The following is a 25,488-nucleotide window of genomic DNA, read 5'->3' on the forward strand; positions in this document are numbered from 1 at the left end:
ACCGACGTCACCACCTCCTAACCGCTGGGGAGAGGTTCATGCGCCGTTCGTTGTCCGTGCCGCTGGCCGGGTTGCTGCTCGCGCTCGTCGCGGCGCCCGCGCTCGCCCAGCCTCCGACCACTCCGGTGCCGGGGCCGCGCGATCCGAACCAGCCGCCGGCGTCGGCGCCGAACGGACCTCAGCCTCTCGCGCACGCGGTCGGTGATGCCGGTACCGGGCTGAGCGTCATCAGGCTCGGGCCGCAGGGGGTGCCGACGAACACGATCCTGCCCGGGTTCGGCGAGCAGTTGCCGAAGCAGTCGGTGGCCGAGTTCGGGCTGGGGCTCGCGAGTGCGCAGGTCAACACCGAGGCGTTCCTGAGCACCGAGCGGGTGGTGACGCAGGCCAACCCGTTCGGGTTCGCGGTGGCGGGGCGGGCGCCGCAGACGCCGGGGACGTTGGTGCAGACGGCGATCCCGGACAACCCGCAGCCGACGAACGGTGGGCTGCCGATTCCGGAGACGCCGCTCGCGCGGCTCAAGGTGCTGAACGGCAGCGTGCACGCGCGGTGGGACGAGAAGGTCGGGCCCTGCGTCAGTCCGCTGGCCACGGCCAGGACGTCGCTTGCGGGGCTCGAGGTGCTCAGCGCGTTGCCGGCCGAGGTGCCGTTGCCGGCGAAGACCAGTCTGATCAGCATTCCGGACGCGTTCGAGGCAAGTTCGGTCGTCAAGCTCGTCGACCTGCCGGGCAGCAAGAACAAGGCGGTCGAGTCGACGTCGACGATGCGGGCGGTCAGCGTCGAGCTGGCGGGCGGCATCAGGATCGACGTCGCGACACCGCCCACGCTCACGGTCACCGCCACCGGGGACGAGAAGACCTCGAAGATCACGTACACCGCGCCGGTGTTGAAGGTGAGCCAGAACGGCAAGGACCTCGGCACGCTCGACGCCGCGCACCCGACGCTCGACATCCCGTTGCTGCTGGACCTGGTCGTGATCAAGCTGCAGATCGCGGGGCTCAACGAGAAGAGGGCCGCGTTCACCGGCAACGGGTTCAGCGGGTTCCAGCTCGGGGCCACGGCCCGGATGCTCGACGTGCAGGTGCTGCCGACGGACAAGCTGAAGCTGCCGAGCCTGCCGTCCGCGCTCGCGCAGATCTCGCTCGGTGAGCAGATCGTGCGGGCCGCGGCGCCGCAGGGTGGCGTGATCTGCGGGACCTCCCAGCCACCGACGACCGTGCCCGCGCAGCCCGGTGCGCCGGCGGCACCGCCCAAGGGTGCGCCGCCACTGGCCTACACGAACGCCGCGTACAACTCGATCCCGCTGTTCTGGACGGGCACGGCTCTGCTGCTCGCCGGTGTGGTGATCTTCGCGGCGTTGCCGGCCCGGCGCAGGTCACGCGGCTAGCGAACCTTCCGGTCGGGGCTTGTTCCGTGTCGCGGAACGTAGTTCCATGGTCGGCGGACACGGTGTCCTCCGCCGCCAGAACGGAAGGCATCCACCGATGCAGACCAGGCACTCGACCCACCCGGCGCAGTTGCCGGGCTTCGACACGGACGGGTTGCGGCAGCACTACCTCGTCGACGACTTCTTCGTGCCGGGCGAGATCCGGACCGTCTACACGCACGAGGACCGCATCGTCCTGGGCGGAGCGACCCCGAAACCGGGCGAACCGCTCCGGCTGGAAAGCGCTTCCCCGTTGCGATCGCAGTACTTTCTCGAACGACGTGAGCTCGCCGTGGTCGCCATCCGCGGGACCGGGACGATCACCGTGGACGGAACCCGGCACGAGCTCGGTACGCGCGACTGCCTCTACGTCGGCCAGGGCTCGCAGGACGTCGAGTTCCACGCCACCGACGAGGACACCCGCTTCTACCTCTTCTCGACGCCCTCGCACGCCTCGTACCCGACCTCCGTGGCGCGCTACGACGAGGTCGACGTGATGAACGCGGGTGACCAGAGCACCGCGAACCGTCGCGAGATCCGCAAGTTCGTGCACGCGGACGGCATCCGCTCGTCGCAGTTGGTGCTCGGGGTGACGTCGCTGGCACCGGGCAGCGTCTGGAACACCATGCCGCCGCACACCCACGACCGCCGCACCGAGTGCTACCTCTACTTCGACCTGCCGGAGGACCACCGCGTGATCCACCTGTGCGGCGAACCGCAGAACACGCGGAACATCGTGGTGCGCAACGAGGAAGCCGTCATCTCGCCGTCGTGGTCCGTCCATAGTGGAGCGGGAACGCACTCGTACACGTTCGTCTGGGCCATGGGCGGCGAGAACCAGGCCTACGACGACATGGACCAGGTCGCCGTGACGGAGCTCCGATGAGCTTCTCCCTCGAAGGCAAGACAGCGCTGGTGACCGGCGCCCGCACGGGCATCGGCCGGGCCATCGCCCGCGGCCTGCACGACGCGGGCGCGCGGTTGGTCCTGGTGGGCCGCGGCGACCTGTCGGACGTGGCACCCGCCGTGGCCACGGTCTCGGTGGACCTGGCGGACCCGGCGTCCGTCGAGCCCGCGCTCGCACCGGTCCTGGCCGAGCACCGCGTCGACGTCCTGGTCAACAACGCCGGCACCATCCACCGGGGCGCCGCCGTCGACGTCTCGCTGTCCGACTGGCAGCGGATCATGGCGGTCAATCTCGACTCGGCGTTCGAGATCTCGAAGCTCTGCGGCCGCCAGATGATCGCCAACGGCGGCGGCAAGGTCGTGAACATCGCGTCCCTGCTGTCGTTCCAGGGCGGCATCCTGGTCTCGGCCTACACCGCCTCGAAGCACGCCCTGGTCGGCATGACCAAGGTGCTCGCGAACGAGTGGGCGGGATCGAACGTGCAGGTAAACGCCATCGCGCCGGGCTACATAGAAACCAACAACACCGCTCCGCTGAAGGCCGACCCCGACCGTGAACCCGCGATCCGCACCCGGATCCCGGCAGGCCGCTGGGGCACGCCGGAAGATCTCGTGGGCCCGGCGGTGTTCCTCTCGTCCGCCGCGTCCGACTACGTGACCGGACACGTCCTGGTCGTGGACGGGGGCTGGCTGGCGAGATGACCGACACCGCCGTCGAAAAGACGCTCGCCGTGCTGGAGGCCCTCGCCGACCACTCGCGCATCGCGGACATCGCGCGGGTGACCGGCCTGCCGAAGTCGACGGTCCACCGCCTCCTGCGGGCGATGGTGGACCGCGGCTTCGCGACCGCGGCGCCGGACGGCTACCTGACGGGCCCGCGCGTGCTGGCCCTGGCAGGCAAGGTCCTGCGGCCGCTGGACACGGTGGAGCGAGCGCGGCCGTCCCTGCGCGCATTGCAGCAGTCGACGGACTGCACAGTGCACCTGGCCGTGCTCTTCGGCGACGAACTGGTCTACGTGGACAAGATCGAGGCCGACAAGCCGTACCGGATGGCGTCCCGCCCGGGCATGTCGCTGCCGGCCCACGGCACCGCCATCGGCAAGGCGGTGCTGGCCTCGTTCTCCCCGTCCGAACTGGACGCCTACGTCTCCCGCACCGGCCTGCCGGGCCGCACACCGCGCACGATCACCTCGCCGGCCCGCCTGGTCTCGCAGCTCACGCGAGTCCGGCGGTCGCGGTTCGCGCTCGACGACGAGGAGAACGAGGTGGGCGTCCGCTGTGTGGGTTCCGCGATCAGGGACCACTCGGGCGCGGTGATCGGCGGGCTGTCGGCGTCTTCGCTGGCGATGGAGCACTCGCTGTCCGAGCTGATCGCGCTCGGGCCGCGGGTGCTGCGGGCGGCGGACGAGGTGTCCGCCGCGCTGGGCTGGCTCTGACCGCCGTCAGCCCCGGTGCAGCGTCGTCACCATCGCCTCGACGGCGATGCGCGGCTTCACGTTGACCTCGATCGCCTCCCGGCACGCCAGCACGGCCTCGATCCGCCGCAGGATCGACTCGGACGACCACTGCGCGGCGGCGGTGCGGGAGTCCTGGGCCCGGTCCGGGTGCATCAGCGCGGCCTCCGACCCGGTCTTGGTCACCAGCGCGTCCCGGTAGAAGCCGGCCAGGTCGACCAGCGCCATGTCGAGCGAGTCGCGCTGCGTCCGGGTCGCACGGGACTTCTGGCGCTTCTCCAGGTCCTTCAACGCGCCCTTGGCGCCACGGGTGGCGGCGGCGGTGCCCTTGCCGGTGCCGCCTGCCCCCATTGCGGTCTCCAAGGCTTCGCGTTCGGCCTCGTTGCGCGACTCGTTGGCGGTGGAGGCGTCCTCCTCGGCAGCCTTGATCAGCTCGTCCGCGCAGGTGAAGACGTCGGCGGGCTTGCGCAGCGCCAGCGGGATGCGCAGCACGGACTCGCGCCGGGAACGGGACTGCTCGTCCGCGGCCAGCCGGCGGGCACGGCCCACGTGGCCGCCGCACACCGACGCCGCCCACTGCGCCATCTCCGGCGACACCCCGTCGACGGTCTCCAGGGCCGAGGCGATGGCGGCGGGCCGGGGCGAGCCCAGCGACACGAGCCGGCAGCGGGAGCGGATGGTCACCGACACGTCGTCGGGGTGGTCGGAAGGCGCGCACAGCAGGAAGACCGTGCGCTCCGGCGGTTCCTCGACGGCCTTCAGCAGTGCGTTGGCCGCGCCCTCGGTCAGGCGGTCCGCGTCCTCGATGATCACGACCTGCCAGCGGCCGGAGGTGGGGCGGCGGGCGGAGATCTGGACCAGCGAGCGCATCTCGGCGACGGAGATCGACAGGCCTTCGGGCGCCACCACGCGCACGTCGGCGTGCGTGCCGTGCAACGTCGTGCGGCAGCCGTTGCACTCGCCGCAGCCCGGGCGGTCGTCCGTCACGGCGCACTGCAGCGCGCCGGCGAAGGCGCGGGCGGTGGACGAACGGCCGGAGCCGGGCGGGCCGGTGAACAGCCAGGCGTGGGTCATCACGCCGGGCGCGGGGGTGCCGCCCGCGACGATCGTGGCCGCGGCCTCCGCGGACGCCGACAGGGTCGCCACCGCGTCGGGCTGGCCGACCACCTCGTCCCACACGCTCATGGGTGCAGTCTTCCAGCGGGCGGTCAGACGACGGCCTGGGGGACCGCGCGCCTGCGCCTGGCCAGCAACGGGACCACGGCCGAGCGGACCCGGTCGGCCACCTCGTCGGTGTCGCCGACGGCCTCGACCACGACGTAGCGGTCCGGTGCGGCGGCGGCCATCTCGCTCAGCAGCCGCTGGACGCGCCAGTGGTGTTCCGGGCCGATGCCCTTGCCGTCCACCGCCGGGCGGTCCAGCAGGATCGTCAGGTCCGGGCGCAGCCGGCCGGTGGCCCAGTCGACCAGGCCTTCGAGCTCCTGGTGTTCCAGCGTGCTCGTCGCGGTGAAGTGCGCGAGCGGTGAGTCCACGTAGCGCTCCATCACCACGATGGAGCCGCCTTCGAGCGCGGGACGCACCTGCCGTTCGACGACATCGGCTCGTACGGCGGCGGCTACGAGAGCCTGCGCGCGCACACCTGCCAGTTCGGCGGACGACAGCATCGTGCGCAGACGGCGTTCGTCGTGTTCGGGGTCGGCGGCCAGCAGCACGTCGAGGCCCTCGGCGCGCAACGCGGCGGCCAGGCGGCGGGCCTGCACCGACGTGTCCTCGCGGGTGTCGCCCTCGACGGCGATCAGCATGCCCTTGGTGTGCCGGCGGCCGCGGATCGCCGCGAACAGCGACGACAGCACCGGCTCCTCGCGGCGGTCGTCCATCTGCCGGTACGCGACGAGGCCCAGCACGATCGCGATCACGGCGCCGCCGACCATCACCGGACGGCTGGCGTCGACCTCCATCGGGTGGCCGAACACGCTGACCTGCCGCTTCTGCAGCAACGTGAGCAGCAGTGGCGCGCCGGCCGAGGCACCGAACAGGACGACCTTCAGCAACGTCTGGATCAGCGCGACCGTGCGGCCGCGCATGTCGTCCTCGACCTGCGAGCCCACGATCGTGAGGCCCGTCAGGAACGCCACGCCCGCGCACGCACCGACCAGCGCCACCGTCAGCAGCGCGATCCACAGGTGCGGAGCGAACGCGACCAGCGCGAGGGAGATGCCGGCGAGCACGATCGTGACGCCGAACAGGCGGTTGTAGGCGAGGCGCTGGGCCAGCCGCGGTGCCGTCGCCATGCCCACCGCAAGCCCGAGGAACACGGCCACGAACAGCAGGCCGAACGTCGAGGCCCCGCCCAGCAGCGACAACGCGTAGAGCTTGGCCGTCCCGATCACGACACCGGCCGCGGCGAACGCGCCGATCATGCCGATGAGCAGGCCGCGGACCAGCGGCGTCCGGCCGGCGAACCTCAGGCCGTCGCGGAACATCGCGACGAACCCGAGCTTGTCCTGGTCGTCTTTCTTACGGGTCGAGGAGACACGCCCGGAGAGCTCCGGCAGGCGGGTCGCGACCAGGATCGCCGAGGTGAAGTACAGCAGGCCGTTGATCACCACCGCGATCGTCGCGATGGTGAACTCCAGGTTCCCGCCCTGCAGGTTCAGGTACGCGGGGATGCCCGAGATCAGCGAGTACAGGCCGAAGCCGCTGATCGTGGAGATGCCGTAGGTCATCACCAGGCCGAGCTGGTTCGCCGACTCCACCTGGTCGGGGCGGCGCAGCAGGTTCGGGACCGCCGACTCCTTGGCCGGGATCCACAGCATCGCGCAGCAGCCGACCAGGAAGTTCGCGACGAAGAGCCAGATCGGGGAGCCGACCAGCGCGATCGAGATGAACAACGAGCCGCGCAGGACGTCGCAGACGACCATGACCTTGCGCCGGTCGAACTTGTCCGCGAGCACGCCACCGATGGGCGCGAAGAGGATGCCCGGCAGCAGCTGGGTGAGCACGACCAGGGGCAGCGCGAACGACTGCCACTCGTAGCTCTTCATCATCGTCGAGACGAGACCGGTCAGCGCGAGCAGTGACAGCCAGTCACCAACGCTGCACAGGTAGGTGACGAGCCAGAGCCGCCGGAACGGGCGGATGGCGAGTACCGATCGAAGCCGGTGAACCGTGGACACGCTGGACTGGGCCTGCCCTGCCTGGCCTGCCTCGGTCGCCGGTGTGTCCGCGTCCTGAATTTCAGTCACCCCTAAGTCGCCACTCCCGTGCGGTCAGCGTAACCGGATGTGGTGAGCCAGGTCTGCGGACTCAGGGCACGGCTAGCTGAAGATCGCTCCGAGGATGCCGACGAGGACCAGCACGAAGAACCCGATGACGAGCAGGCAGCCGACGAACGCGGCCACGCCACTCGTCTGCTGCGCGGGTTGCTGCTGTTGCTGTTGTTGTTGCGGCGCAGACATCTGGTACGTCGGAGCGAACTGCTGCGGAGCGTACTGGTGAGGTGCTCGCGGTGCCTGGGCACGCGGCCGCCGCTGCTCCCGCCGCATCTGGGTGTGGATCGCCTGACGTATCTCTTCGGTGGGCTCGGGCGGTGTAGGCACCACCACACGTGAGCTGAGAGACGTCCATTGAGGAGAGACGAAGCTGTCAGCCGTCACCAACCCCGCGACGGGGTCGGGGAACAGCCGGGGAGGCGGCGGGGCCTGAGTCCCGTCGGGTCCGAACTCGTTGATCGGCACCGCCACCCCCTCGGGTTCAGCTCTTCGACTTGGCCGGAGCCTTCTTGGCCGCGGGCTTCTTCGCCGCCGCCGGCTTCTTGGCCGGAGCCTTCTTCTTGACCGGCCCCTTGGCGCGCTTCTCGGCCAGCAGCTCTGCCGCGCGCTCGTCGGTGATCGACTCGACGCTGTCGGTCTTGCGCAGCGACGCGTTCGCCTCACCGTCGGTGACGTACGGGCCGAAGCGGCCCTCCTTGATCACCATCGGCTTGCCGGACACCGGGTCGTTGCCCATCTCGCGCAACGGCGGTGCGGCGGCGGCACGTCCGCGCTTCTTCGGCTCCGCGTAGATCTTGAGGGCCTCTTCGAGCGTGACCGTGAAGATCTGGGCCTCGTCGACCAGCGACCGCGAGTCCGTGCCCTTCTTCAGGTACGGGCCGTAGCGACCGTTCTGCGCGGTGATCTCGGCGCCCGTCTCCGGGTCCTTGCCGACCACGCGCGGCAGCGAGAGCAGCTTCAGCGCGTCGTCGATCGTGATCGTGTCCAGCGACATCGACTTGAACAGCGAGCCGGTGCGCGGCTTCGGGGCCTTCGCCTTCGACGTCGCCCCGTTCTCCGCGGGCTCGGGCAGGACCTCGGTCACGTACGGGCCGAAGCGGCCTTCCTTGGCCACGATCTCGTTGCCCGAGACCGGGTCGGTACCGAGCGAACGGCCCTCCTGCGGCGTCGAGAAGAGCTTCTCGGCGATCTCCGCGGACAGCTCGTCCGGCGCCAGGTCGTCCTGCACGTTCGCGCGCTGCGCGGTGCCGTCGACCTCGCGCTCGAGGTACGGGCCGAAGCGGCCGACGCGCACGACGACCGTGCGGCCCTCGGCGTCGCTGAACAGCGGGATCGAGTTGACCTCACGCGGGTCGATGTCCTCGACACCCGTGCCGACCAGCTTCTTCAAGCCGCCGGACCGGCCGATCGAGCCGTCCGGGCCGATGCTGCCGCCGAAGTAGAACCCGGACAGCCAGTTCGTGCGGCCCTGACGACCTGCGGCGATGCCGTCCAGCTCGTCTTCGAGGGCCGCGGTGAAGTCGTAGTCGACCAGGCGGCCGAAGTGCTGCTCCAGCAGCCCGACCACGGCGAACGCGACCCAGGACGGGACCAGCGCCGCGCCCTTCTTCCACACGTAGCCGCGGTCCTGGACGGTGCTGATGATCGACGAGTAGGTGGAGGGACGGCCGATGCCGAGCTCCTCCATCGTCTTGATCAGCGACGGCTCGGTGTAGCGCGAGGGCGGCGAGGTGGAGTGGCCGTCCGCGGACAGCTCCGCGATCGTCAGGTCCTGGTCCTTGACCAGCAGCGGCAGGCGCGACTCCGCGTCGTCCGACTCGCCGCCGGCCTCGGCGTCGACGGTCTCGACGTAGGCCTTGAGGAAGCCGGCGAACGTGATCGTGCGGCCGGACGCGGCGAACGTGACCTCCTGGCCCGTGCCCGCACGGCCCTGGATGCGGATGCTGGTCGTGTTGCCCCGCGCGTCGGCCATCTGGGACGCGATGGTGCGCTGCCAGACCATCTCGTAGAGCTTGAACTCGTCCGAGTCGAGCTCGGCGGCCACCTGGCCAGGCGTGCGGAAGACCTCTCCGGCCGGCCTGATCGCCTCGTGGGCCTCCTGCGCGTTCTTGACCTTGCGCGTGTACTGGCGGGGCTTGTCCGCGACGAACTGCGCGCCGTAGAGGTCCGTGGCCTGCGTGCGGGCCGCGTTGATCGCCGTCTCCGACAGCGTGGTGCTGTCGGTGCGCATGTAGGTGATGTAGCCGTTCTCGTACAGCTTCTGCGCCGTGCGCATCGTGCGGTCGGCCGAGAACCGCAGCTTGCGGCCCGCCTCCTGCTGCAGCGTCGAGGTCATGAACGGCGCGTACGGCTTGCGCGTGTACGGCTTCTCCTCGACCGAGGAGACCTTGACCGGCGCGTTCTGCAGCCCGGCGGCGATGGCGCGGGCCTGCGCCTCGTCCAGCACGGTGACGTCGGCCTTGCCGGTCAGCTTGCCGTCCGAGCCGAAGTCGCGGCCCGTCGCGAGACGCGTGCCGTCGACGGCCACGAGACGCGCGCCGAACTGACGCGGCGTGGCCTGCTCACCGGCGTCCATCTGCGCGGAGATGTCCCAGTAGCTCGCGGAGACGAACTTCATCCGCTCGCGTTCGCGCTCCACGACCAGACGGGTCGCCACGGACTGCACGCGGCCCGCCGAGAGCTTCGGCATGACCTTCTTCCACAGGACCGGGCTGACCTCGTAGCCGTAGAGGCGGTCGAGGATGCGGCGGGTCTCCTGCGCGTCGACCAGGTCCTGGTCGAGGTCGCGGGGGTTGGCCGCGGCGGCCTGGATCGCGGACTCGGTGATCTCGTGGAACACCATCCGGCGGACCGGGACCTTGGGCTTCAGCGTCTCGAGGAGGTGCCAGGCGATGGCCTCACCCTCGCGGTCACCGTCTGTCGCGAGGTAGAGCTCGTCGACGTCCTTCAGGGCTTCCTTGAGCTCCGTGACCAGCGACTTCTTGTCTGCGGAGACCACGTAGAGGGGCTCGAAGTCGTGGTCGACGTCGACGCCGAGCCTCGCCCAGGCCTGGCCCTTGAACTTCGCGGGCACGTCGGCGGCACCGCGCGGCAGGTCCCGGATGTGTCCCCTGGAGGACTCGACGACGAAGTTGGCGCCGAGGTATGAGGCGATCTTGCGCGCCTTCGTGGGCGACTCGACGATCACCAGTCGTCGGGTGCTGCCCCCGCCTCCGCTGCTCTTCTTCGCCCGTGTCGATCCAGCCACTCGCCGTCCCGCTCTCTTCCAAACCCGGTTCCCAGGCCCGCCAGTGTTGCCCAGCGTCGGCCGAAAAGCACACCCATCCGTCATGTCCCGGCAACGCCCGTACGACGAGACAGGGTGACACAACCATGCCCGACCGCCCGCTCAGGCCGCCGGCCAGGTGCTCATCGCCACTCCCTGAGGAGGGCTTCCGACCAGCTCAGCGAGCCGTGCGAGCCGTCGCCGGCCCGTCACCCGCAACGCCGGTGCCCCTACCAGGGTGCACGGAAGTCCGGATGCGAGCAGCGCATTTTGCAACGGCAGGTGTGTCTGCGGTGCGTTGGGGTCCAAACCGAGCAGGTAGGCGGACTCCATCCAGCTGCCCGCGGCGAGCGCCCAGACGCGCAGCACTGCTCCGTTCAGCTCGAAGTCCGCCGGCACCCTCTTGGCGGATCCGTCCAGCCAGCGGGCGGCCAGAGGGGTGAGATCGGTGCGGAACGGCGTGCGGACGAAGTGCGTTCCGGCCTCGTTGACGCACAGCTCGGTGGTGACGCCGCGCTCGGCGCAGGCCTGCTTGAGGGGACGCAGCCGCCAGTCGTCGCGCAGCTCGGTGTACACGCGGGCGGCTGTACCGCGCGCGAAGCTGACGGCCTGACCCGGCCCGCAGAGGAAGCCGGCGAGGTCCGCCTTGGCCGGGCTGCGCGCCTCGGCCGAGAAGAAGGACAGCTGCCCAACCACGGCCAACAGGGTAGAACACACGTTCGACTGTGACCAGTGGTGCGCCTGTGACTACGCCAGTCGAGCTACTGCGGCTGGCCGATCCCCTGGCCCTTCGACCTGATCTCCGAGCACGGCTTCGACCTGCCCAGGGCGTCGGAGTACTTCGGTCGCTTCTGCAGTTCCTGGAAGGTCGCCCGGAGGTCCTCCGGGCTGCTCACGACGTTCTTGTCGGCCAGCGCCTTCTCGGCGGCTTCCAGGAACTGGGCGTCCGGTTCCAGGGCCTGGACCGGACCCTGGGCGTCCCCGTACGACTTCGAGGACTCCGAGACGAACCTCACCAGCCGTTCGTGCACGTCCTCAAGCTCTGATTCGGGCGCGCCGAGCTCCTTCAGCTTCTTCTCGGCACCGGCGAACGCGGTGGCGTTGGACGTGATCAGCCTCAGGTACGCGGCCTTGACCTCGGTGACGTTCGCCGGGTCCAGTTTCCGCAGCTCCACGCCTGCTTCGATGCCCGGCAGGAGTCCACCGCAGAACGCGTCGACCCACCGGGTCTGCGCGTCGGTGATCGGCTCGTCCGCCTCCGTCCCGCAGGCGGACAGCAGGGTGACCGCACCGGCCAGGGCGACAGCGAGCAGACGTGACCTCACCACGTCATCTTCTCCCGCCCCGGCCGGCGAGGTTCACCCGGTCAGGTCGTCGGCGCCGTCGCGGGCGCCGAGAGGCCCTTGCAGTTCGACGCCTTCTGCGCCGCTCCCGCGAGGCCCGTCTCGTCGAACTTCCTCTGCACGCCGGCGCCCGCCTTCTCCAGTTCGCCCGCCTTCCCGACCATCTCGGTGAAGGCGGTGACGACCTGGGTCGAGTCGGTGGACGAGTCCAGTTTCGACCTGGTGTCCGCGAGCAGGGTCCTGATCTGACCCATGCCGTCCCGCGCGGCGGTGGCCAGCTCCTTCGACTTCGGGTGGGGGCCGTTCTCGAGCCCCTCCAGGTCCGCGATCGACCTGTCGACCGCGCTGACCTTCGAACCGAGCCAGTCCGACAGGCCCGTCTTGAGCTTCGACGGGTCCGTCATGTCGATGGGCGGCTCGTCCGACATGGCCTTCACGGTGCCGTCGACGGCGCCGCAGACCTTGTCCATCCACGCCACCACGTCCGCCTCGCTGGCGGCGGGTGCGGGTGCGGGTGAACCTCCGCTGCTGCACGCGGTGACCGCGAGCAGGCAGCTCGTCATGACTGCGATGAGAGTGCGGCGCATGGGCCGGAAGCTACTCCGGACGGCCTCGCTCAGCTCGTCGGCATGACGTTGAGGCGCTGCATCTCCTGGCACTTCGGCGCGGACTGCGTGGCCTTCTGCAGCTCGGGGACGTCCTTGAGGTCGCGCAGCGGGTCGGCGAGCTCGGAGAGCTTGGCGATGGCCTCCCCGGCGGCCTGGAGGCCTCCGGTGGCGTTGTTGGCGTCCGCCTGCTCGACCTTGGTCTTGGCGTCGGCGAACACGGTGCCGAGCGAGGTGAACGTCTCGGCCATCCTGTTGACGGCCGCCTCACCGCCCGCGACGGGCGACGGGCCGACGTTCTTGAGGCCCTCCGCGGACTTGGTGAACGCGTCGGCGAGCTGGCCCATGTACGCGGCCATCTCGGCCTTGAGCTTGCCGGGGTCGCCCGGGTCGACCTTGGGTGCGGTCTTCTCGATCTTGGCGAACTCGGAGGCGGCGCCGCACACCTTGTCCATGTAGGAGACGGCGGCGGCGTCGGCCGCGCCGCTGGTGGGCGTCGGTGAGGTGCCGGAGTTGCCGCCGATGGCGCACCCGGCCAGCGCGAGGGCGGCTACAGCGGCGGTGGCGACGAGGCTGCGCCTCATGTCGGAACTCCTCGGTCGGGGTACGTCGGGGGAGACCCGAACGTACCCCGACCGGGGCTGTCGAACTACGCGGCGCCGTTGCTCATGGCCTCCGCGGGGGTGTCCGTGATCGACGTGCCACGGCGCTTGGACACGACCACCGCACCGACGATGATCAGGGTCGCGACCACCGCGATCGCGATCCGGATCGGGTCGGACGCGCTGTCACCGACGGAGAAGGTGATGATGGCGGGCGCGATCAGCACCGAGACCAGGTTCATGACCTTGATCAGCGGGTTGATGGCCGGACCGGCGGTGTCCTTGAACGGGTCGCCGACGGTGTCGCCGATGACCGTCGCGGCGTGGGCCTCCGAACCCTTGCCACCGTGGTTGCCGTCCTCGACCAGCTTCTTGGCGTTGTCCCAGGCACCACCGGAGTTGGCCAGGAAGACCGCCATGAGCGTGCCGGTCGCGATCGCGCCGGCGAGGTAACCGGCCAGCGGGCCGACGCCGAGGCCGAAGCCGACGGCGACCGGGGCGAGCACGGCCATCAGACCGGGGGTCGCGAGCTCGCGCAGCGAGTCCCTGGTGCAGATGTCGACGACACGGCCGTACTCCGGCTTCACCGAGTAGTCCATGATGCCGGGGTTCTCGCGGAACTGACGGCGCACCTCGAACACGATGGCACCGGCCGCGCGCGTCACGGCGTTGATCGCGAGACCCGAGAACATGAAGACGACGGCCGCACCGATGACGATGCCGACCAGGACGTTCGGCGAGAACACGACGAAGTCCGTGAAGTCCAGAGCGGTCTGCCCGGCCTTCGACAGCGCCTGGGAGATGGCGTCCTGGTAGGAGCCGAACAGCGCGGTCGCGGCGAGAACCGCCGTCGCGATCGCGATGCCCTTGGTGATGGCCTTGGTGGTGTTGCCGACCGCGTCGAGCTCCGTGAGGATCTGCGCGCCCTCGCCGTGCACGTCACCGGACATCTCGGCGATGCCCTGCGCGTTGTCCGAGACCGGGCCGAAGGTGTCCATCGCGACGATGACGCCGACGGTCGTGAGAAGGCCACAACCGGCCAGCGCGATCGCGAACAGGGAGACGACGACCGAACCGGACAGCAGGAACGCGCCGTAGACGGCGGCACCGATGACCAGTGCGGTGTAGACGGCCGACTCGAAACCGACCGAGATGCCGGACAGGATGACCGTGGCCGCACCGGTCCGCGAGGTCTCACCGACCTCCTTGACCGGCTTGTGGTCGGTGCCGGTGTAGTAGCCCGTCAGCCAGAGGATGATGCCGGCCAGCACGATGCCGATGATCACCGCGACGGACGCGATGAGCGCCGGGTTGCCGGTGTCGGACTTGACCGAGTCGCTGATGCCGTTGAGGTCCGCGAAGGAGCTCGGCAGGTACAGGAACGCGGCGATGGTGCACAGCACCGCGGAGATGACCGCGGAGATGTAGAAGGCGCGGTTGATGGCCGCGAGGCCGTTCTCGCCCGCCTTCGCCTTGGTCGTGTAGACGCCGATGACCGCGGTCAGCACACCGATCGCGGGAACGATCAGCGGGAAGAGCAGACCCTGCACACCGAACGCCGCGGTACCGAGGATCAGCGACGCGACGAGCGTCACGGCGTAGGACTCGAAGAGGTCCGCGGCCATGCCGGCGCAGTCACCGACGTTGTCGCCCACGTTGTCCGCGATGGTGGCGGCGTTGCGGGGGTCGTCCTCCGGGATGCCCTGCTCGACCTTGCCGACCAGGTCGGCGCCGACGTCCGCGGCCTTGGTGAAGATGCCGCCGCCGACGCGCATGAACATCGCGAGCAGCGCGGCACCGAAACCGAAGCCCTCCAGGACCTTCGGGGCCTGACCGGCGTAGACGAGCACGACGAGCGCCGCGCCGAAGAGGCCGAGACCGACCGTCATCATGCCGACCACACCGCCGGTGCGGAACGCGATGCGCGTCGCCTTTTCGCGACCGCCTTCTTCGTTCGCGGCGGCGGCGACACGCACGTTGGCGCGCGTGGACAACCACATGCCCAGGTAGCCGATGGTCGCCGAGAACACGGCACCGACGATGAAGAACAAAGATCGGCCGATTCGTTCGGCCAAATCATCTGCCGGTAGCGCGAACAGCAGAACGAACACGATCACGACAAAGATGCCGAGCGTGCGGAACTGCCGGTTGAGGTAGGCCGCTGCGCCCTCCTGAACCGCCTTGGCGATGTCCTGCATCTTGGGGGTGCCCTGGCCCGCGGCCAGCACCTCCTTGAGCAGCACGTACCCGACGGCGAGAGCAGCCAGGGCGACCACGGCGACCACGGCTACGACGCCGCGATCACCCCCGGAGAGCTCGAGGCCCTCCGCGAGGAAATGCCGGGACATCCGTCCTCCTGGTGAGTTGCCATGTGCAGCGCCAAGGCAGACCAGCCGCCCAGCGCGACGTGACGCATCCCTCATTGGATGCGATGAGCGGGGAGTCTAGGGGTTGGTTGCAACGAGGCAACGAAACGTCCCGATCCGTGCACACACCGTTATCTGCGCAGGAAGTCGAGCATGGCCCAGCCGGGACTGTCGGTGGTGTATGCGAAGCTCGGGTCCGTGGTGGATCAGGGACGGCGGCTGCTGGACCGCGTGCTGGCGGGTGTGCCCGCCGGGGAGTCACCCCTCACGCACGCACGTGATCTGCCGTTGCGGCAGGCAGATCACGTGGACTGGCCTGCGTGGACGGCTCCGGCGGTCGTCGAGGCGTTCGTGGAGACCGGCGTGCGCGAGCCGTGGCGGCACCAGGCCGAGGCCGCGTCGCTGGCGTGGTCGGGGCAGCACGTGGTCCTCGCGACGGGCACGGCGTCGGGCAAGTCACTTGCCTACCAGTTGCCCGTGCTTTCCACTCTTTTGGCGGACACGAAGGCCACCGCGCTCTACCTGTCACCGACCAAAGCCCTTGGGGCGGACCAGCTCCGGTCGCTCGAGGAGCTGGGGATCAAGGGGGTGCGCGCGTCGGCCTACGACGGCGACACCCCGATGGCCGAACGCGACTGGGTCAAGGCCCACGCGAACTGGGTCTTCACCAATCCGGACATGCTGCACCGCGGAATCCTTCCGCAGCACCCGAAATGGCTGCGGTTCTTCCGGCGGCTGAAGTACGTGGTGATCGACGAGTGCCATTCCTACCGCGGTGTTTTCGGTTCGCACGTGGCGTTGTTGATGCGACGCCTGCGAAGGGTCGCGCGCAAATACGGCGCGAATCCGATCTTCGTTTTGGCATCGGCCACTGTGGCTGATCCTTCCGGGTCCGCCCAGCGATTGCTCGGCGTTCCCGTTTCCGCTGTCGTGGACGACTTTTCACCGCGTGCGTCGCGCACGGTCGCGTTGTGGGAACCCCCACTGACCTCTCTGGAGGGTGAGAACGGGGCACCGGTCCGGCGCTCGGCGGGCGCGGAGACGTCGCGGATCCTGGCCGACCTCGTCGTCGAGGGCGCCCGGTCGCTGGCCTTCGTGCGCTCCCGCCGCGGAGCCGAGCTGACGGCGCTGGGCACCCAGCGGATCCTGTCCGAAGTGGACAGTGAGTTGCCTCCCCGCGTGGCCGCGTACCGGGGCGGGTTCCTGCCGGAGGAACGGCGGGCCCTCGAAAAGGCGCTGTCCACGGGCGACCTGCTCGGCGTCGCGACCACGAACGCGCTGGAGCTCGGCGTCGACATCGCCGGCCTGGACGCGGTGGTGGTGGCCGGCTTCCCCGGCACCCTGGCGTCGTTCTGGCAGCAGGCGGGCCGTGCGGGCAGGTCCGGGGACAGCGCGCTGGTCGTCTTCGTGGCCCGCGACGACCCGTTGGACACGTACCTGGTGCACAACCCGGCCGCGGTGCTGGACAGACCGGTCGAGGCGACGGTGCTGGACCCGCTGAACCCGTACGTGCTGGGCCCGCAGCTGGCGTGCGCGGCGTCCGAGATGCCGTTGACACCGGCCTGCCTCGACGACTTCGGCGGCCCTCTCGCGGAGGCCGTCCTGGCCGACCTCGTGGCGGAGAAACTGCTGCGCAAACGCCCTGCCGGGTGGTACTGGGCCTCGCACGACCGGCCGCACGCCGGTGTGGACATCCGCGGCTCCGGCGGCGAGCAGGTGGCCGTCGTGGAGGCGGACTCGGGCCGCATGCTCGGCACGGTCGACCCCGGCTCCGCGTGCTGGCAGGTGCACCCCGGCGCCGTGTACCTGCACCAAGGTCGTTCCTACGTCGTCGACGAGCTCGACCTGGACAGCGGCCTCGCGATGGTGCACCGCGAAGACCCGGAGTGGACCACGCAACCGCGCGACTGCGTCGACATCACCGTGGTCCGCGAGGTGGAACGCACCGACTTCGGCGGCGTGTCCGTGTCGCTGGGCGAGGTGGAGGTGACGACCCAGGTCGTCGGCTACCTGCGCCGCCTGCCCTCCGGCGTGGTGCTCGACCAGATCCCGCTCGACCTGCCAGAACAGACGCTGCAAACCCGAGCGGTCTGGTACTCGGTCGACGAGTCGCTGCTGCTCGCCGCAGGCGTGGAGGCCAAACGCATCCCCGGCGCCCTGCACGCGGCCGAACACGCGGCGATCGGCCTGCTACCGCTGTTCGCGACGTGCGACAGGTGGGACATCGGCGGCGTGTCGACGGCCGCACACCCGGACACGGGAATGCCGACGGTCTTCGTGCACGACGGCCACCCCGGCGGCGCGGGCTTCGCCGACCGGGGCCACTCGGCGTTGCGGGCGTGGCTCTCGGCGACACGCGCGGCGATCACCGCCTGTTCGTGCCCGATGGGCTGCCCGTCGTGCGTGCAGTCGCCCAAGTGCGGCAACGGCAACGATCCGCTGGACAAGGCCGGTGCCGTGCTGGTGCTGGACGTGGTGCTGGGCAAAATCGCCTGACTGCCTGGGCTGGTTCTGGTTACGGTGGCGGGGTGAACGCATGCGGCTGCAACTCCACCGACCGGACCCGTCGCGCCTAGGCGCGGTTGAGCGGGACGCCCGTCGTGCCACCGCGCACGGCGAGGCTTGCGCCTGTCGCGCCATCGCGCGACCGGGCCTGAGCCCGTCGTGCCCTCGCGCGCGGCTGGTCTGATCACTCCGCCGCGCCCGTCATCCCCTCATCGGCCACGGGTCCATTGGAGTCTGCCTTGTTCACACCCTTTTCCGACCTCGACGCACTGCTCACCGACCTCGTCTCGGCCCAGCGCGAGATCCTCGGCCCCACCTACGTCGGCACCTACCTCCAGGGTTCGTTCGCCCTGGGTGCCGGTGACGTCCACAGCGACTGCGACTTCATCGTCGCCTGCACCGAGCTGCCGTCCGGTGATCGTGAGGCCGGGTTGCGGCGGTTGCACGACGAGGTCCCGACCCGTCCCGGCCGCTGGTCAACCGAGATCGAGGGCTCATACGCGGACGTGGGGTCGCTGCGTTCAGTGGCGGGTCTCGGGGTTCCGTGGCTGTTCAACGACCACGGCACGCGGACCCTGGTGTGGGATCTGCACTGCAACAGCCCGCACGCCCGCTGGATTCTGCGCCACCACGGCATCGTGCTGGACGGTCCGCCGATCACGTCGCTCGTCGACGAGGTGCCGGCGTCCGTGCTGCGCTCGTCGATGCTGGCCGAGTTGCCGCACGTGCTCGACGGCATCCGTGAGTGGGCGCCGGTGGGCAACGCGTGGACACAGCGCTACATCGTCTCGGCCTACTGCCGCACGCTCTACACCATCCACACGGGAGAGGTGGAGTCCAAGCGCGGCGCCCTGGTGTGGGCGAAGAAAATGCTCGATCAGCGGTGGCACCCGCTGATCGAGCAGGTCCTGCGGGACCGGGACCTCGGCTGGGACGCCGATGCGGTTCCACGGCCCGGATCCATGGAGGAGACCCTGGCTTTCGCCGCCTACGCGGAGGGTCTCCACTGACTTTCGTGGGCGCGGCGGGGGCTCACGGGTACCCCCGCCGCGCTCTCCACGTGCCGAACACTGTGTTCCCGCCTGCTACCGCTTCGTGACCGGATCCCTTGGAACATCGGTGGAATCTGGTTCGTTCGTCTCGACAGGACACGCGGGAGGCGACGGTGTCGACTGTCTGCTGACGAACTCCGGGGAGGAGCCGGCTTCACCGACCGCGGCAGAGCGGGTGCTCTGCCACTAACGTCCCTCGGTCCGGTCACTGGTGCGGGAGGCTGTCCTTCGGGGTGCGTGTTCGGCTTTTCGCCCGTTCCTCTGCCGGCCCCCGACGTGCGGGGTGCGGAGGCCGATCATCGGACCGGGCTTGGTGGAACGGCCGTGCAGGGCATCGCCTTCGGGGTTGTCGGGGAGAGTCCACGACGACACCCAACACGGCCGGGCTTGTAGTTGTGTCAGACGGTTTCGAGCTGGTAGCTCGCCGGGGCGTGCACGGCCGCGACGAGTGCGTCCTGCACGACGTGCGCGTCCGGCAGGTTCCAGCCGCAGACCTGCGGCTTGACCCGCCAATGCACGACACCGTGCGCCATGGTGGTGGGGGGCAGCGGGATGTACTCGCCCTTGCCGTACAGGTGCACGTCCGGGTTGCCGGCCAGCTCGGTGTTGAGCGTCGAGCCGGACTTCACGAGGAACATCCAGCGGCCGGACGGGGTCGCGGCGATCGGCACGGGAACACCGATCTGCCGCAGTGCGACGGCCGCGCGGCGGCCGAGGCCGGTGCCGACCTCGATCGCGTCCACCACGTGACCGGTGGCGACGAGGAGGCTGTAGGACGCGCCTGCCCACCACGTGGCGACCTGCTCGGGACGGGTCCCGATGCGGTCCACCCAGTCGCGGTGCACCGGGATCGGGCCGTGCTGCTCGAGGCCGCTGCGGCCCGCCCACTTCGTCACGCCGTTCTCAGAACCGGCCGGGAACGTGCCGGGCAGTACGGGCCAACCGCGGAACGCGAGGCTGATCGCCTCGGCACGCAGTTCGATGCGGAAGGCCCCGCGCCAGCTGTCCGACCAATCCATCTTCCGTCGCCTTCTTCCCAGGCTCTGACTCGACATCAACGTGGTGCCGGTGTTCGTAGGGACACCGCGTCGGTGCCGCCACTACAACTAACGACACCGGCACCTGCCTCCGTAACCCCCGCTCGACAACTGGTAGCTACGGAACGGCGAACGTCCTTTGCCAGACCGAGCAACTGAACTCCGCGCGTTTGGTTCGATCACCGTTCAGCATGTCCAGGCGGGAGTGTGAGTCCGCTCACCGCTGTGAGCCGACCGCTCGTCGTGCTCCAAACGGCACGATCTTCAGCCGGACCTGCCCTGGCGCGTGCGTTCACCGGGCCGAACGGCGTAACCGCCGACACCTCCACCACCACCTCCCATCCGCTCACCGCGCAGCTCGTCAGCTCGGCCCGGTTTTCCGATGCCACGAGTTTCGCCTGCTCACAAGCACTTTCTGCGCCATCGACGAGACGAGCGGCCGCGGCCAGCGCCGCCAAATCGGCCGCACCGGTCACCTGGTGCCGCGCGACGACCACCGAACCGACGTGCGCACCGGCCACCACGACGATGATCAGCGACAACATGACCACCACACCGCTCACCGCAGCCGAACCCCGGTCGCAACCGGACCGTTCGCCGTTCATCGCGGCTCCGGTACGGCGAACGCCCGTGCGCTGAGCGGTAAGCCCAACGGCCCGCGTTTGCCGACCACGACCTCGACGGCGTCAGCTTGTTCGTTGATCACAACGTTGGCAGCGCCCACGATTCGCCCGACGGCCTCTTCCCCGCGCTGCCGTTCACCGCGTGCCGTGAGCCGCGCTGCCTCTCTCGCCGCGTCCGCGCAACGCATCTGCTCGGTGACCGCCGTCAGCCCGTTGGCCCCCAACCACATGACCACCAGCAACGCGGACACGACGATCGCCGCCTCGACCGTGACCATGCCCCGGTCGTCAGACCGACGACAGCGCACGCTGTATGACCCCTTCCATCAGCTTCTCCATGAAATCGCTGGTGACGAGCACGTACAGCAGGCCACCGAGCGCGGCTGCCGCCAACGTCCCGATCGCGTACTCCACCGTGCTCATCCCGCTGTCGTCCTGCAGCAGTTCCATCTGCTTCTCCTATCTGAGGAATTGGCCGGCCAGCCCCAGCACCACAGGCGCGACGCCGAGGCACAGGAAGGCGGGCAGGAAACACAGTGCGAGCGGTGCGGCCACCGCGACCGCGGCCTTCTGCGCCCTGGCCTCCGCGTCGTCACTCGCGGCGGCCCTGGTCCGCTCGGCGAGTTCGGCGGTCTGCCGGGCCAGCGCCGCACCGGACCGCGCCGTTCGCCGCGCGGCCCTGGCCAGCAGGGCCGTCTCCGGACTGTCGAGTGCGGACGCCCACGCCGTGACGGGGTCCGCGCCGAGCTTGAGCAACTCCGCGACCTGGCTGAGCTCCCTCATCCCGACCGCCTGGATCGCGGTGGGCACCGGCAACCCGGCTTTCAGGCAGGCGGCCAGCAGGTCCCAGGACGCCGCCCGTTCGAACGGACCGTCCGGCTTCTTCTCGTTCCGCGGCGGGTCGTGGGCTCTGGGCTTGAATCGATCGATCGATCGTCGTGGTGCCGGCGCGATGAGCACCGCCAGCGCGAGCAGGAGGAACGTCACGGCTCGACCTCCGTGATCCGCTGCGTCCACCACACTCCGGCTGCCGCGAGCACCGCGCCCAGTACCAGGAGGAACTGCCCCGCCCCGGTGCTCGTGAGGACGTGGAACGGCCTGGCACCGCTGAACTCGCCCAGCAACACGCCGAGGACCGGCAGCACCGCCAGCACCATCGCGCTGGCCCGCGGCCCGGCCATCCGCGCGTGCACCTGCCGCGCGAACGCGGCCCGTTGATCGAGATCGCGCTTGGTGGCGTCCAGAACGTCCGCCAACGCCACACCGTGCTTCGCCGACACGTGCCACGCCCTGGCCAGCTGATCGGTGGCCTTGCCGAGCAACGGCTGCTTCATCTCCCGCAACGTCCGCTCCACGTCACCGCCCAGCCTCGACGCGGCCGCCGCCGCTCGCAGCACCTCCTTCGCCGGCGCCGGGGTGTCCTCCGCCGCTCCTTCCGCCGCCTGCGCCGGGTGCGCACCCGCTCGGAGTTCGTCGATCACACCGCCGAGCCCGCTGCTCAACGCTTCCGTCGCCTGGCTGATCGCTTTGCTTCGCCTGTGCCGCTTGAGGATTCTCCGGCCGGTCGCCGTGAGCACCGCTCCGGCGATCAGTCCGCCCACACCTGCCACGAGGTAGGTGCAGGTCGCCGCCGCCGCGAGCCAGACGTACTGCGGCACAACGATTTCTCGCTTGTTCCGCGGCCTGAGTCTTCGGATCGGCTTGAGTTGTGGCCAGACGAGCAGCGCCGTCGCCAGCAGCAAAAGGCTCAGCACAGCAACTCCTTCGCCAGCCACCCGCGCTCTCTCGTCCAGGCAGGACGAACCTCCAGCTCCGGCCCGAACACGCCGATCTCGTTGAGATATCTGGTGTTGCTGTCCCGGCGCATGTGCAACAAGACCCGCACCGCCGCCGAGACCTGACTGCGCAACGCCTGCGGCGAAAGCCCGCCCAGCGCCCCCAGCGCCTCGAGCCGCGCGGGCACCTCCGCCGGAGAGTTGGCGTGCAACGTCCCGGCACCACCTTCGTGCCCGGTGTTCAACGAGGTGAGCAACTCCCGCACCTCGGCGCCGCGCACCTCGCCGACCACGATCCGGTCGGGCCGCATCCGCAGGGCCTCCCGCACCAGCTGCCGGGTGGTGACCTCGCCTGCCCCCTCGACGTTCGCCGGCCGCGCGGTGAGCCGCACGAACTGCGGATGGTCGGGGTTCAGCTCGCTCGCATCCTCGACGCACACGATGCGTTCCGTCGGCGACACACAGCCCAGCAACGCCGACAACAACGACGTCTTGCCCGACCCGGTCCCGCCGATCACCAGGAACGCCAGGCGCTGCCTGATGATCGCCTTCAGAGCGTGCGCGATCTCGGCGTCGAACGTGCCGAGTCCCTGCAGCGCCTCGAGATCGTGCGTCGCGGGCCTGAGGACGCGCAGCGACAGGCAGGTGCGGTCCGCGATGGGCGGCAACACCGCGTGCAGCCGCACCCCGCTCCCCGGTAACCACCCGTCGACACACGGGGATGCGTCGTCGAGCCGCCGCCCCGCCGCTACCGCCAGCCGTTGTGCGAGACGCCGGACCGCGTCCTCGTCGGCAAAGGTGATGCCGGTGCGGCGCAGGCCCGACGTGCCGTCGACCCACACCTGGTCCGGCGCGGTGACGAGGACGTCGGTGGTGCCGGGGTCGTCGAGCAGCGGGTCGAGGGGGCCGGCGCCGCTGAACTCCTGGCGGAGCACCTGGAGTGCTTCGAGGACGTCGGAGTCGGCTAGGACGCCGCCTGCTTCGGAGCGGACCGCGTGGGCCACCACGGCCGCGGTCATCTCCATGTCGGTGCCGGCCAGGCGGTGGCGGACCCGGTCTATGAGGGCGGAGGTCATGTCACGCACCTCGCGGGCTTGGTGCGTGGAGGTGCGGGAGGTGGGGTGGTCACGGGGTTTCCTCCTGGGGACGGCACGAGTGGGCCGGGGGCAGGGGCGCGAGCCGGCTGGCGGCTGCTGGGGAGGGCTGGGCGGCGCAAGTGGGCTGGGCGGCTGCCTGGGTGGGCTGGGCGGCTGGCCTGGGTGGGCTGGGCGGCTGGCTTGGGTGGGCTGGGCGGCACAAGTGGGCCGAGGCACGGCACGAGCGGACCGGGCGGCGACACAAGTGAGCCAGGGCATGGCACGAGCGAGCTGAGCAGCGGCACGAGTCGGCCGAGGCACGGCACGAACGGGCCGAGCGGCGGCACAAGCGAGCTAAGACACGAGTGGCTGGGGTAGGGCACGAGCCAGCTGGGCGGCTGCCCAGGTGGGCTGAGCCGCACAAGTGAACCGGGCGCGGGACGAGTGGGTTGGGGCAAGGCAACGAGCGGGCTGGGTGGCAGCACAAGTGGGCCAAGGCACGGCACAAGTGGGCTGGGCGGCGGTACGAGCGAGCCGAGGCACGGCACCAGCGAACCGGGCGCACGGCACGAGCGAGCCGAGGCACGGCACAAGTGGGCTGGGTGGCGGCGCGGTGAAGGGCTTGGGCGTCGTCACGTCAGAGGCGAGGTGCCGTCACGGTGGAAGCTTCGAACGACGTGGGCGAGGGGGCGCGGAGGTCAGGTCGCTGCCTCCGGGCGGCGGGCGTGGCGGCCGTAGGTGATCTCGCGGCCCGTGAGGCGGAGCCAGGTTTCCTGGCACCAGATGACGAAGCGGTTCACTTCGGCTCCTCCTTCTTGAAGACGTAGCGGGGTGGGTAGAGGCGGCCGTAGACGACGAGGTTGCGCAGCATCCGGCCGAGGATGCGGAGGAGGATCACGGCTGACGTCCTTGTGCGCGAAGGGATCTCGTGGCGGGGGCCAGGAGGGAAGCCGGGCCGGGGTGCGGGACCTCTGCCCTGCTGAACACCGGCACGCAACCGCACCCGACGTAGTCCGGCTCGGGCTCGGTGTCGGACAGGAAGTGCGCGAGGTAGTCGGACTCGTCGAGGTCGATGGGCGGTGCGGTCATGGGCGGAGCTCCTTCAGCACCGCTCGGGCCGCGGTGGCGAGGGGGCCCTTCGGGTTGCGGGGAAAGCGGCCCCGTTCGAGCACTTCGGCCAGGCCCGGTTCCGGGCGCATCGAGGTGAGCAGGGGGACGCCGATCACCTCGGCCATCTCGGACGGCTGGAGGTTGCCAGGGGACGGGCCTCGGACCACCAGGCGGAGGTTGCGGCCGTTGGTCAGGAGGTGGGTGGCCACTCGGCTGGCTGCCGCTGTGGCTCGCACCTCGGCCGGGACCACGAGGACTGTCAGGTCTGTGCGGTCCAGGGCTGCTGAGGCCGAGGCCGTCGGGAAGCGCGGGAGGTCGCAGATCACCGTGCAGCCTGCTCGGCGGCCCGCGTCGAGGACTGCTGCCACGGCTGCCGGGTCCGGGTCCGGGGCTGCGCGGTCGCAGGCGAGGACGCTCAGGTTGCCCGAGGTGGGGAGGGCTGCGCGCAGCGCTGACATCGGGACCCTGCCGCCGGTGGCGTGCACTCCCGGCCAGCGGGCGCCCTGGTCGGACTCGGTGCCCAGGGCCAGGTCTATGCCGCCGCCCAGCGGGTCGCAGTCGACGAGCATCGCCTCGCCGCCCAGGGCCACCGCCTCGCGGCCGCAGGCTATGGCCAGGGTCGAGGCTCCCGCGCCTCCTCGGCCGCCGATGAACGACACGACCCTGCCGCGGTCCGACGGTGGGCCCTCGCCCAGGTCGGTCAGGGCCGTCACGAGGGAGCGGCCCTCCACCGGGAGTTCCAGGACGCCGTCTGCTCCCAGGGCCACGGCCGGGGCCCAGGGCGGGTCACCTCCGTGGACCACCAGGACGCCCGTGCGGCGGGGGAGGCCCGCGTCCAGGCAGGCCGAGACCGCTGCCGGGTCGAGGAGGACCAACGGGGCCGTGTGCCACTGCGAGCGCAGCGAGGTGACGTCGGGTGCGCAGGAGAGCGGGCAGTCGGCCGCGGCGGCCACCCGGAGGACCTCGTCGAGGAGGTCCTGGTCCGTGAGCAGGGCGATGGGGTGGGTCATGGGATCGACGGTGGCGGGTCGTGATGAACGACACAACGGGGTGAAGATCCACATGTGGACAAA

The 25,488-nt window shown here is 70.2% G+C and carries 24 protein-coding genes; 6 read left to right on the top strand and 18 right to left on the bottom strand.

Going from position 1 to position 25,488, the window contains the following annotated elements:
* The first annotated feature begins 38 nt into the window (after positions 1–38).
* The 4 genes from IEY88_RS20190 (at position 39) to IEY88_RS20205 (ending at position 3,766) form a co-directional block, all read left to right on the top strand.
* Complete coding sequence (locus tag IEY88_RS20190; RefSeq protein ID WP_189156333.1) at positions 39–1,385, top strand: hypothetical protein; 1,347 nt, start codon at positions 39–41, stop codon at positions 1,383–1,385.
* Positions 1,386–1,482: 97 nt separating this feature from the next.
* Positions 1,483–2,310, top strand: a complete 828-nt coding sequence (kduI, locus tag IEY88_RS20195; RefSeq protein ID WP_189156334.1) for a 5-dehydro-4-deoxy-D-glucuronate isomerase — start codon at positions 1,483–1,485, stop codon at positions 2,308–2,310.
* Entirely contained in the window at positions 2,307–3,032 is a 726-nt protein-coding gene (locus tag IEY88_RS20200; protein ID WP_189156335.1) for an SDR family oxidoreductase, read from the top strand. Before kduI ends, IEY88_RS20200 begins: the two co-directional genes overlap by 4 nt.
* Positions 3,029–3,766: an IclR family transcriptional regulator gene (locus IEY88_RS20205; protein ID WP_189156336.1), complete on the top strand. Its 738-nt coding sequence runs from the start codon at positions 3,029–3,031 to the stop codon at positions 3,764–3,766. The genes IEY88_RS20200 and IEY88_RS20205 overlap by 4 nt, the downstream gene beginning before the upstream one ends.
* Before the next feature lie 6 nt (positions 3,767–3,772).
* Here the strand turns inward: IEY88_RS20205 and IEY88_RS20210 are convergent, their stop codons facing one another.
* From IEY88_RS20210 to IEY88_RS20250, 9 genes are all read right to left on the bottom strand, one after another.
* A complete protein-coding gene (locus tag IEY88_RS20210) occupies positions 3,773–4,969 on the bottom strand; it encodes a DNA polymerase III subunit delta' (protein WP_189156337.1) in 1,197 nt (398 codons plus the stop codon).
* A 23-nt stretch (positions 4,970–4,992) separates the two neighbouring features.
* Entirely contained in the window at positions 4,993–7,029 is a 2,037-nt protein-coding gene (locus tag IEY88_RS20215; protein WP_189156338.1) for a bifunctional MFS transporter/dTMP kinase, read from the bottom strand.
* Between the two features lie 72 nt (positions 7,030–7,101).
* Positions 7,102–7,527: a hypothetical protein gene (locus IEY88_RS20220; protein ID WP_189156339.1), complete on the bottom strand. Its 426-nt coding sequence runs from the start codon at positions 7,525–7,527 to the stop codon at positions 7,102–7,104.
* A gap of 10 nt (positions 7,528–7,537) precedes the next feature.
* Positions 7,538–10,303 carry a type I DNA topoisomerase gene (gene topA / locus IEY88_RS20225; protein WP_229693571.1) on the bottom strand — a complete coding sequence of 922 codons (2,766 nt, stop codon included), beginning with the start codon at positions 10,301–10,303 and terminating at the stop codon, positions 7,538–7,540.
* A gap of 141 nt (positions 10,304–10,444) precedes the next feature.
* A complete protein-coding gene (locus IEY88_RS20230) occupies positions 10,445–11,017 on the bottom strand; it encodes a hypothetical protein (protein ID WP_229693572.1) in 573 nt (190 codons plus the stop codon).
* Positions 11,018–11,082: 65 nt separating this feature from the next.
* On the bottom strand, positions 11,083–11,646 hold the full coding sequence (locus tag IEY88_RS20235; RefSeq protein ID WP_189156342.1) for a hypothetical protein: 564 nt from the start codon (positions 11,644–11,646) through the stop codon (positions 11,083–11,085).
* Positions 11,647–11,687: 41 nt separating this feature from the next.
* The gene (locus tag IEY88_RS20240) at positions 11,688–12,251 is read right to left on the bottom strand and encodes a hypothetical protein (RefSeq protein WP_189156343.1); all 564 of its coding nucleotides are present in this window, start codon (positions 12,249–12,251) and stop codon (positions 11,688–11,690) included.
* 29 nt (positions 12,252–12,280) lie between these two features.
* Positions 12,281–12,853: a hypothetical protein gene (locus tag IEY88_RS20245; protein ID WP_189156344.1), complete on the bottom strand. Its 573-nt coding sequence runs from the start codon at positions 12,851–12,853 to the stop codon at positions 12,281–12,283.
* A 65-nt stretch (positions 12,854–12,918) separates the two neighbouring features.
* Complete coding sequence (locus tag IEY88_RS20250; protein ID WP_189156345.1) at positions 12,919–15,219, bottom strand: sodium-translocating pyrophosphatase; 2,301 nt, start codon at positions 15,217–15,219, stop codon at positions 12,919–12,921.
* Positions 15,220–15,390: 171 nt separating this feature from the next.
* On the opposite strand from IEY88_RS20250, the gene sftH reads away from it, so the two are divergent.
* Positions 15,391–17,733 (top strand): DEAD/DEAH box helicase, encoded by a 2,343-nt coding sequence (gene sftH / locus IEY88_RS20255; RefSeq protein WP_189156346.1) that lies wholly within the window; start codon positions 15,391–15,393, stop codon positions 17,731–17,733.
* Between the two features lie 248 nt (positions 17,734–17,981).
* The gene (locus tag IEY88_RS20260; RefSeq protein ID WP_189156347.1) at positions 17,982–18,752 is read left to right on the top strand and encodes an aminoglycoside adenylyltransferase domain-containing protein; all 771 of its coding nucleotides are present in this window, start codon (positions 17,982–17,984) and stop codon (positions 18,750–18,752) included.
* 440 nt (positions 18,753–19,192) lie between these two features.
* Here IEY88_RS20260 and IEY88_RS20265 read toward each other — a convergent pair whose 3' ends face one another.
* The 9 genes from IEY88_RS20265 to ssd all read right to left on the bottom strand — a co-directional run bounded on the left by IEY88_RS20265 (position 19,193) and on the right by ssd (position 25,425).
* Positions 19,193–19,813: a bifunctional DNA primase/polymerase gene (locus IEY88_RS20265; protein WP_189156348.1), complete on the bottom strand. Its 621-nt coding sequence runs from the start codon at positions 19,811–19,813 to the stop codon at positions 19,193–19,195.
* A 197-nt stretch (positions 19,814–20,010) separates the two neighbouring features.
* Positions 20,011–20,436 (bottom strand): Rv3654c family TadE-like protein, encoded by a 426-nt coding sequence (locus IEY88_RS20270; protein ID WP_189156349.1) that lies wholly within the window; start codon positions 20,434–20,436, stop codon positions 20,011–20,013.
* Positions 20,433–20,732, bottom strand: coding sequence for a TadE family type IV pilus minor pilin (locus IEY88_RS20275; protein WP_189156350.1), 300 nt, complete (start codon positions 20,730–20,732; stop codon positions 20,433–20,435). Before IEY88_RS20275 ends, IEY88_RS20270 begins: the two co-directional genes overlap by 4 nt.
* Positions 20,733–20,742: 10 nt before the next feature.
* The gene (locus IEY88_RS20280) at positions 20,743–20,904 is read right to left on the bottom strand and encodes a DUF4244 domain-containing protein (RefSeq protein ID WP_189156351.1); all 162 of its coding nucleotides are present in this window, start codon (positions 20,902–20,904) and stop codon (positions 20,743–20,745) included.
* A 9-nt stretch (positions 20,905–20,913) separates the two neighbouring features.
* Positions 20,914–21,441, bottom strand: a complete 528-nt coding sequence (locus IEY88_RS20285; protein ID WP_189156352.1) for a type II secretion system F family protein — start codon at positions 21,439–21,441, stop codon at positions 20,914–20,916.
* Positions 21,438–22,208 carry a type II secretion system F family protein gene (locus tag IEY88_RS20290; protein WP_229693573.1) on the bottom strand — a complete coding sequence of 257 codons (771 nt, stop codon included), beginning with the start codon at positions 22,206–22,208 and terminating at the stop codon, positions 21,438–21,440. The genes IEY88_RS20285 and IEY88_RS20290 overlap by 4 nt, the downstream gene beginning before the upstream one ends.
* A complete protein-coding gene (locus IEY88_RS20295; RefSeq protein ID WP_189156353.1) occupies positions 22,202–23,305 on the bottom strand; it encodes a TadA family conjugal transfer-associated ATPase in 1,104 nt (367 codons plus the stop codon). The genes IEY88_RS20290 and IEY88_RS20295 overlap by 7 nt, the downstream gene beginning before the upstream one ends.
* An 894-nt stretch (positions 23,306–24,199) precedes the next feature.
* Positions 24,200–24,394 carry a hypothetical protein gene (locus IEY88_RS20300; RefSeq protein WP_189156354.1) on the bottom strand — a complete coding sequence of 65 codons (195 nt, stop codon included), beginning with the start codon at positions 24,392–24,394 and terminating at the stop codon, positions 24,200–24,202.
* Positions 24,391–25,425 carry a septum site-determining protein Ssd gene (gene ssd, locus IEY88_RS20305; protein WP_189156355.1) on the bottom strand — a complete coding sequence of 345 codons (1,035 nt, stop codon included), beginning with the start codon at positions 25,423–25,425 and terminating at the stop codon, positions 24,391–24,393. Before ssd ends, IEY88_RS20300 begins: the two co-directional genes overlap by 4 nt.
* Positions 25,426–25,488: the final 63 nt, after the last annotated feature.

The sequence above is a fragment of the Lentzea pudingi genome (assembly GCF_014646255.1).
In the GTDB taxonomy this organism is placed as follows: domain Bacteria; phylum Actinomycetota; class Actinomycetes; order Mycobacteriales; family Pseudonocardiaceae; genus Lentzea; species Lentzea pudingi.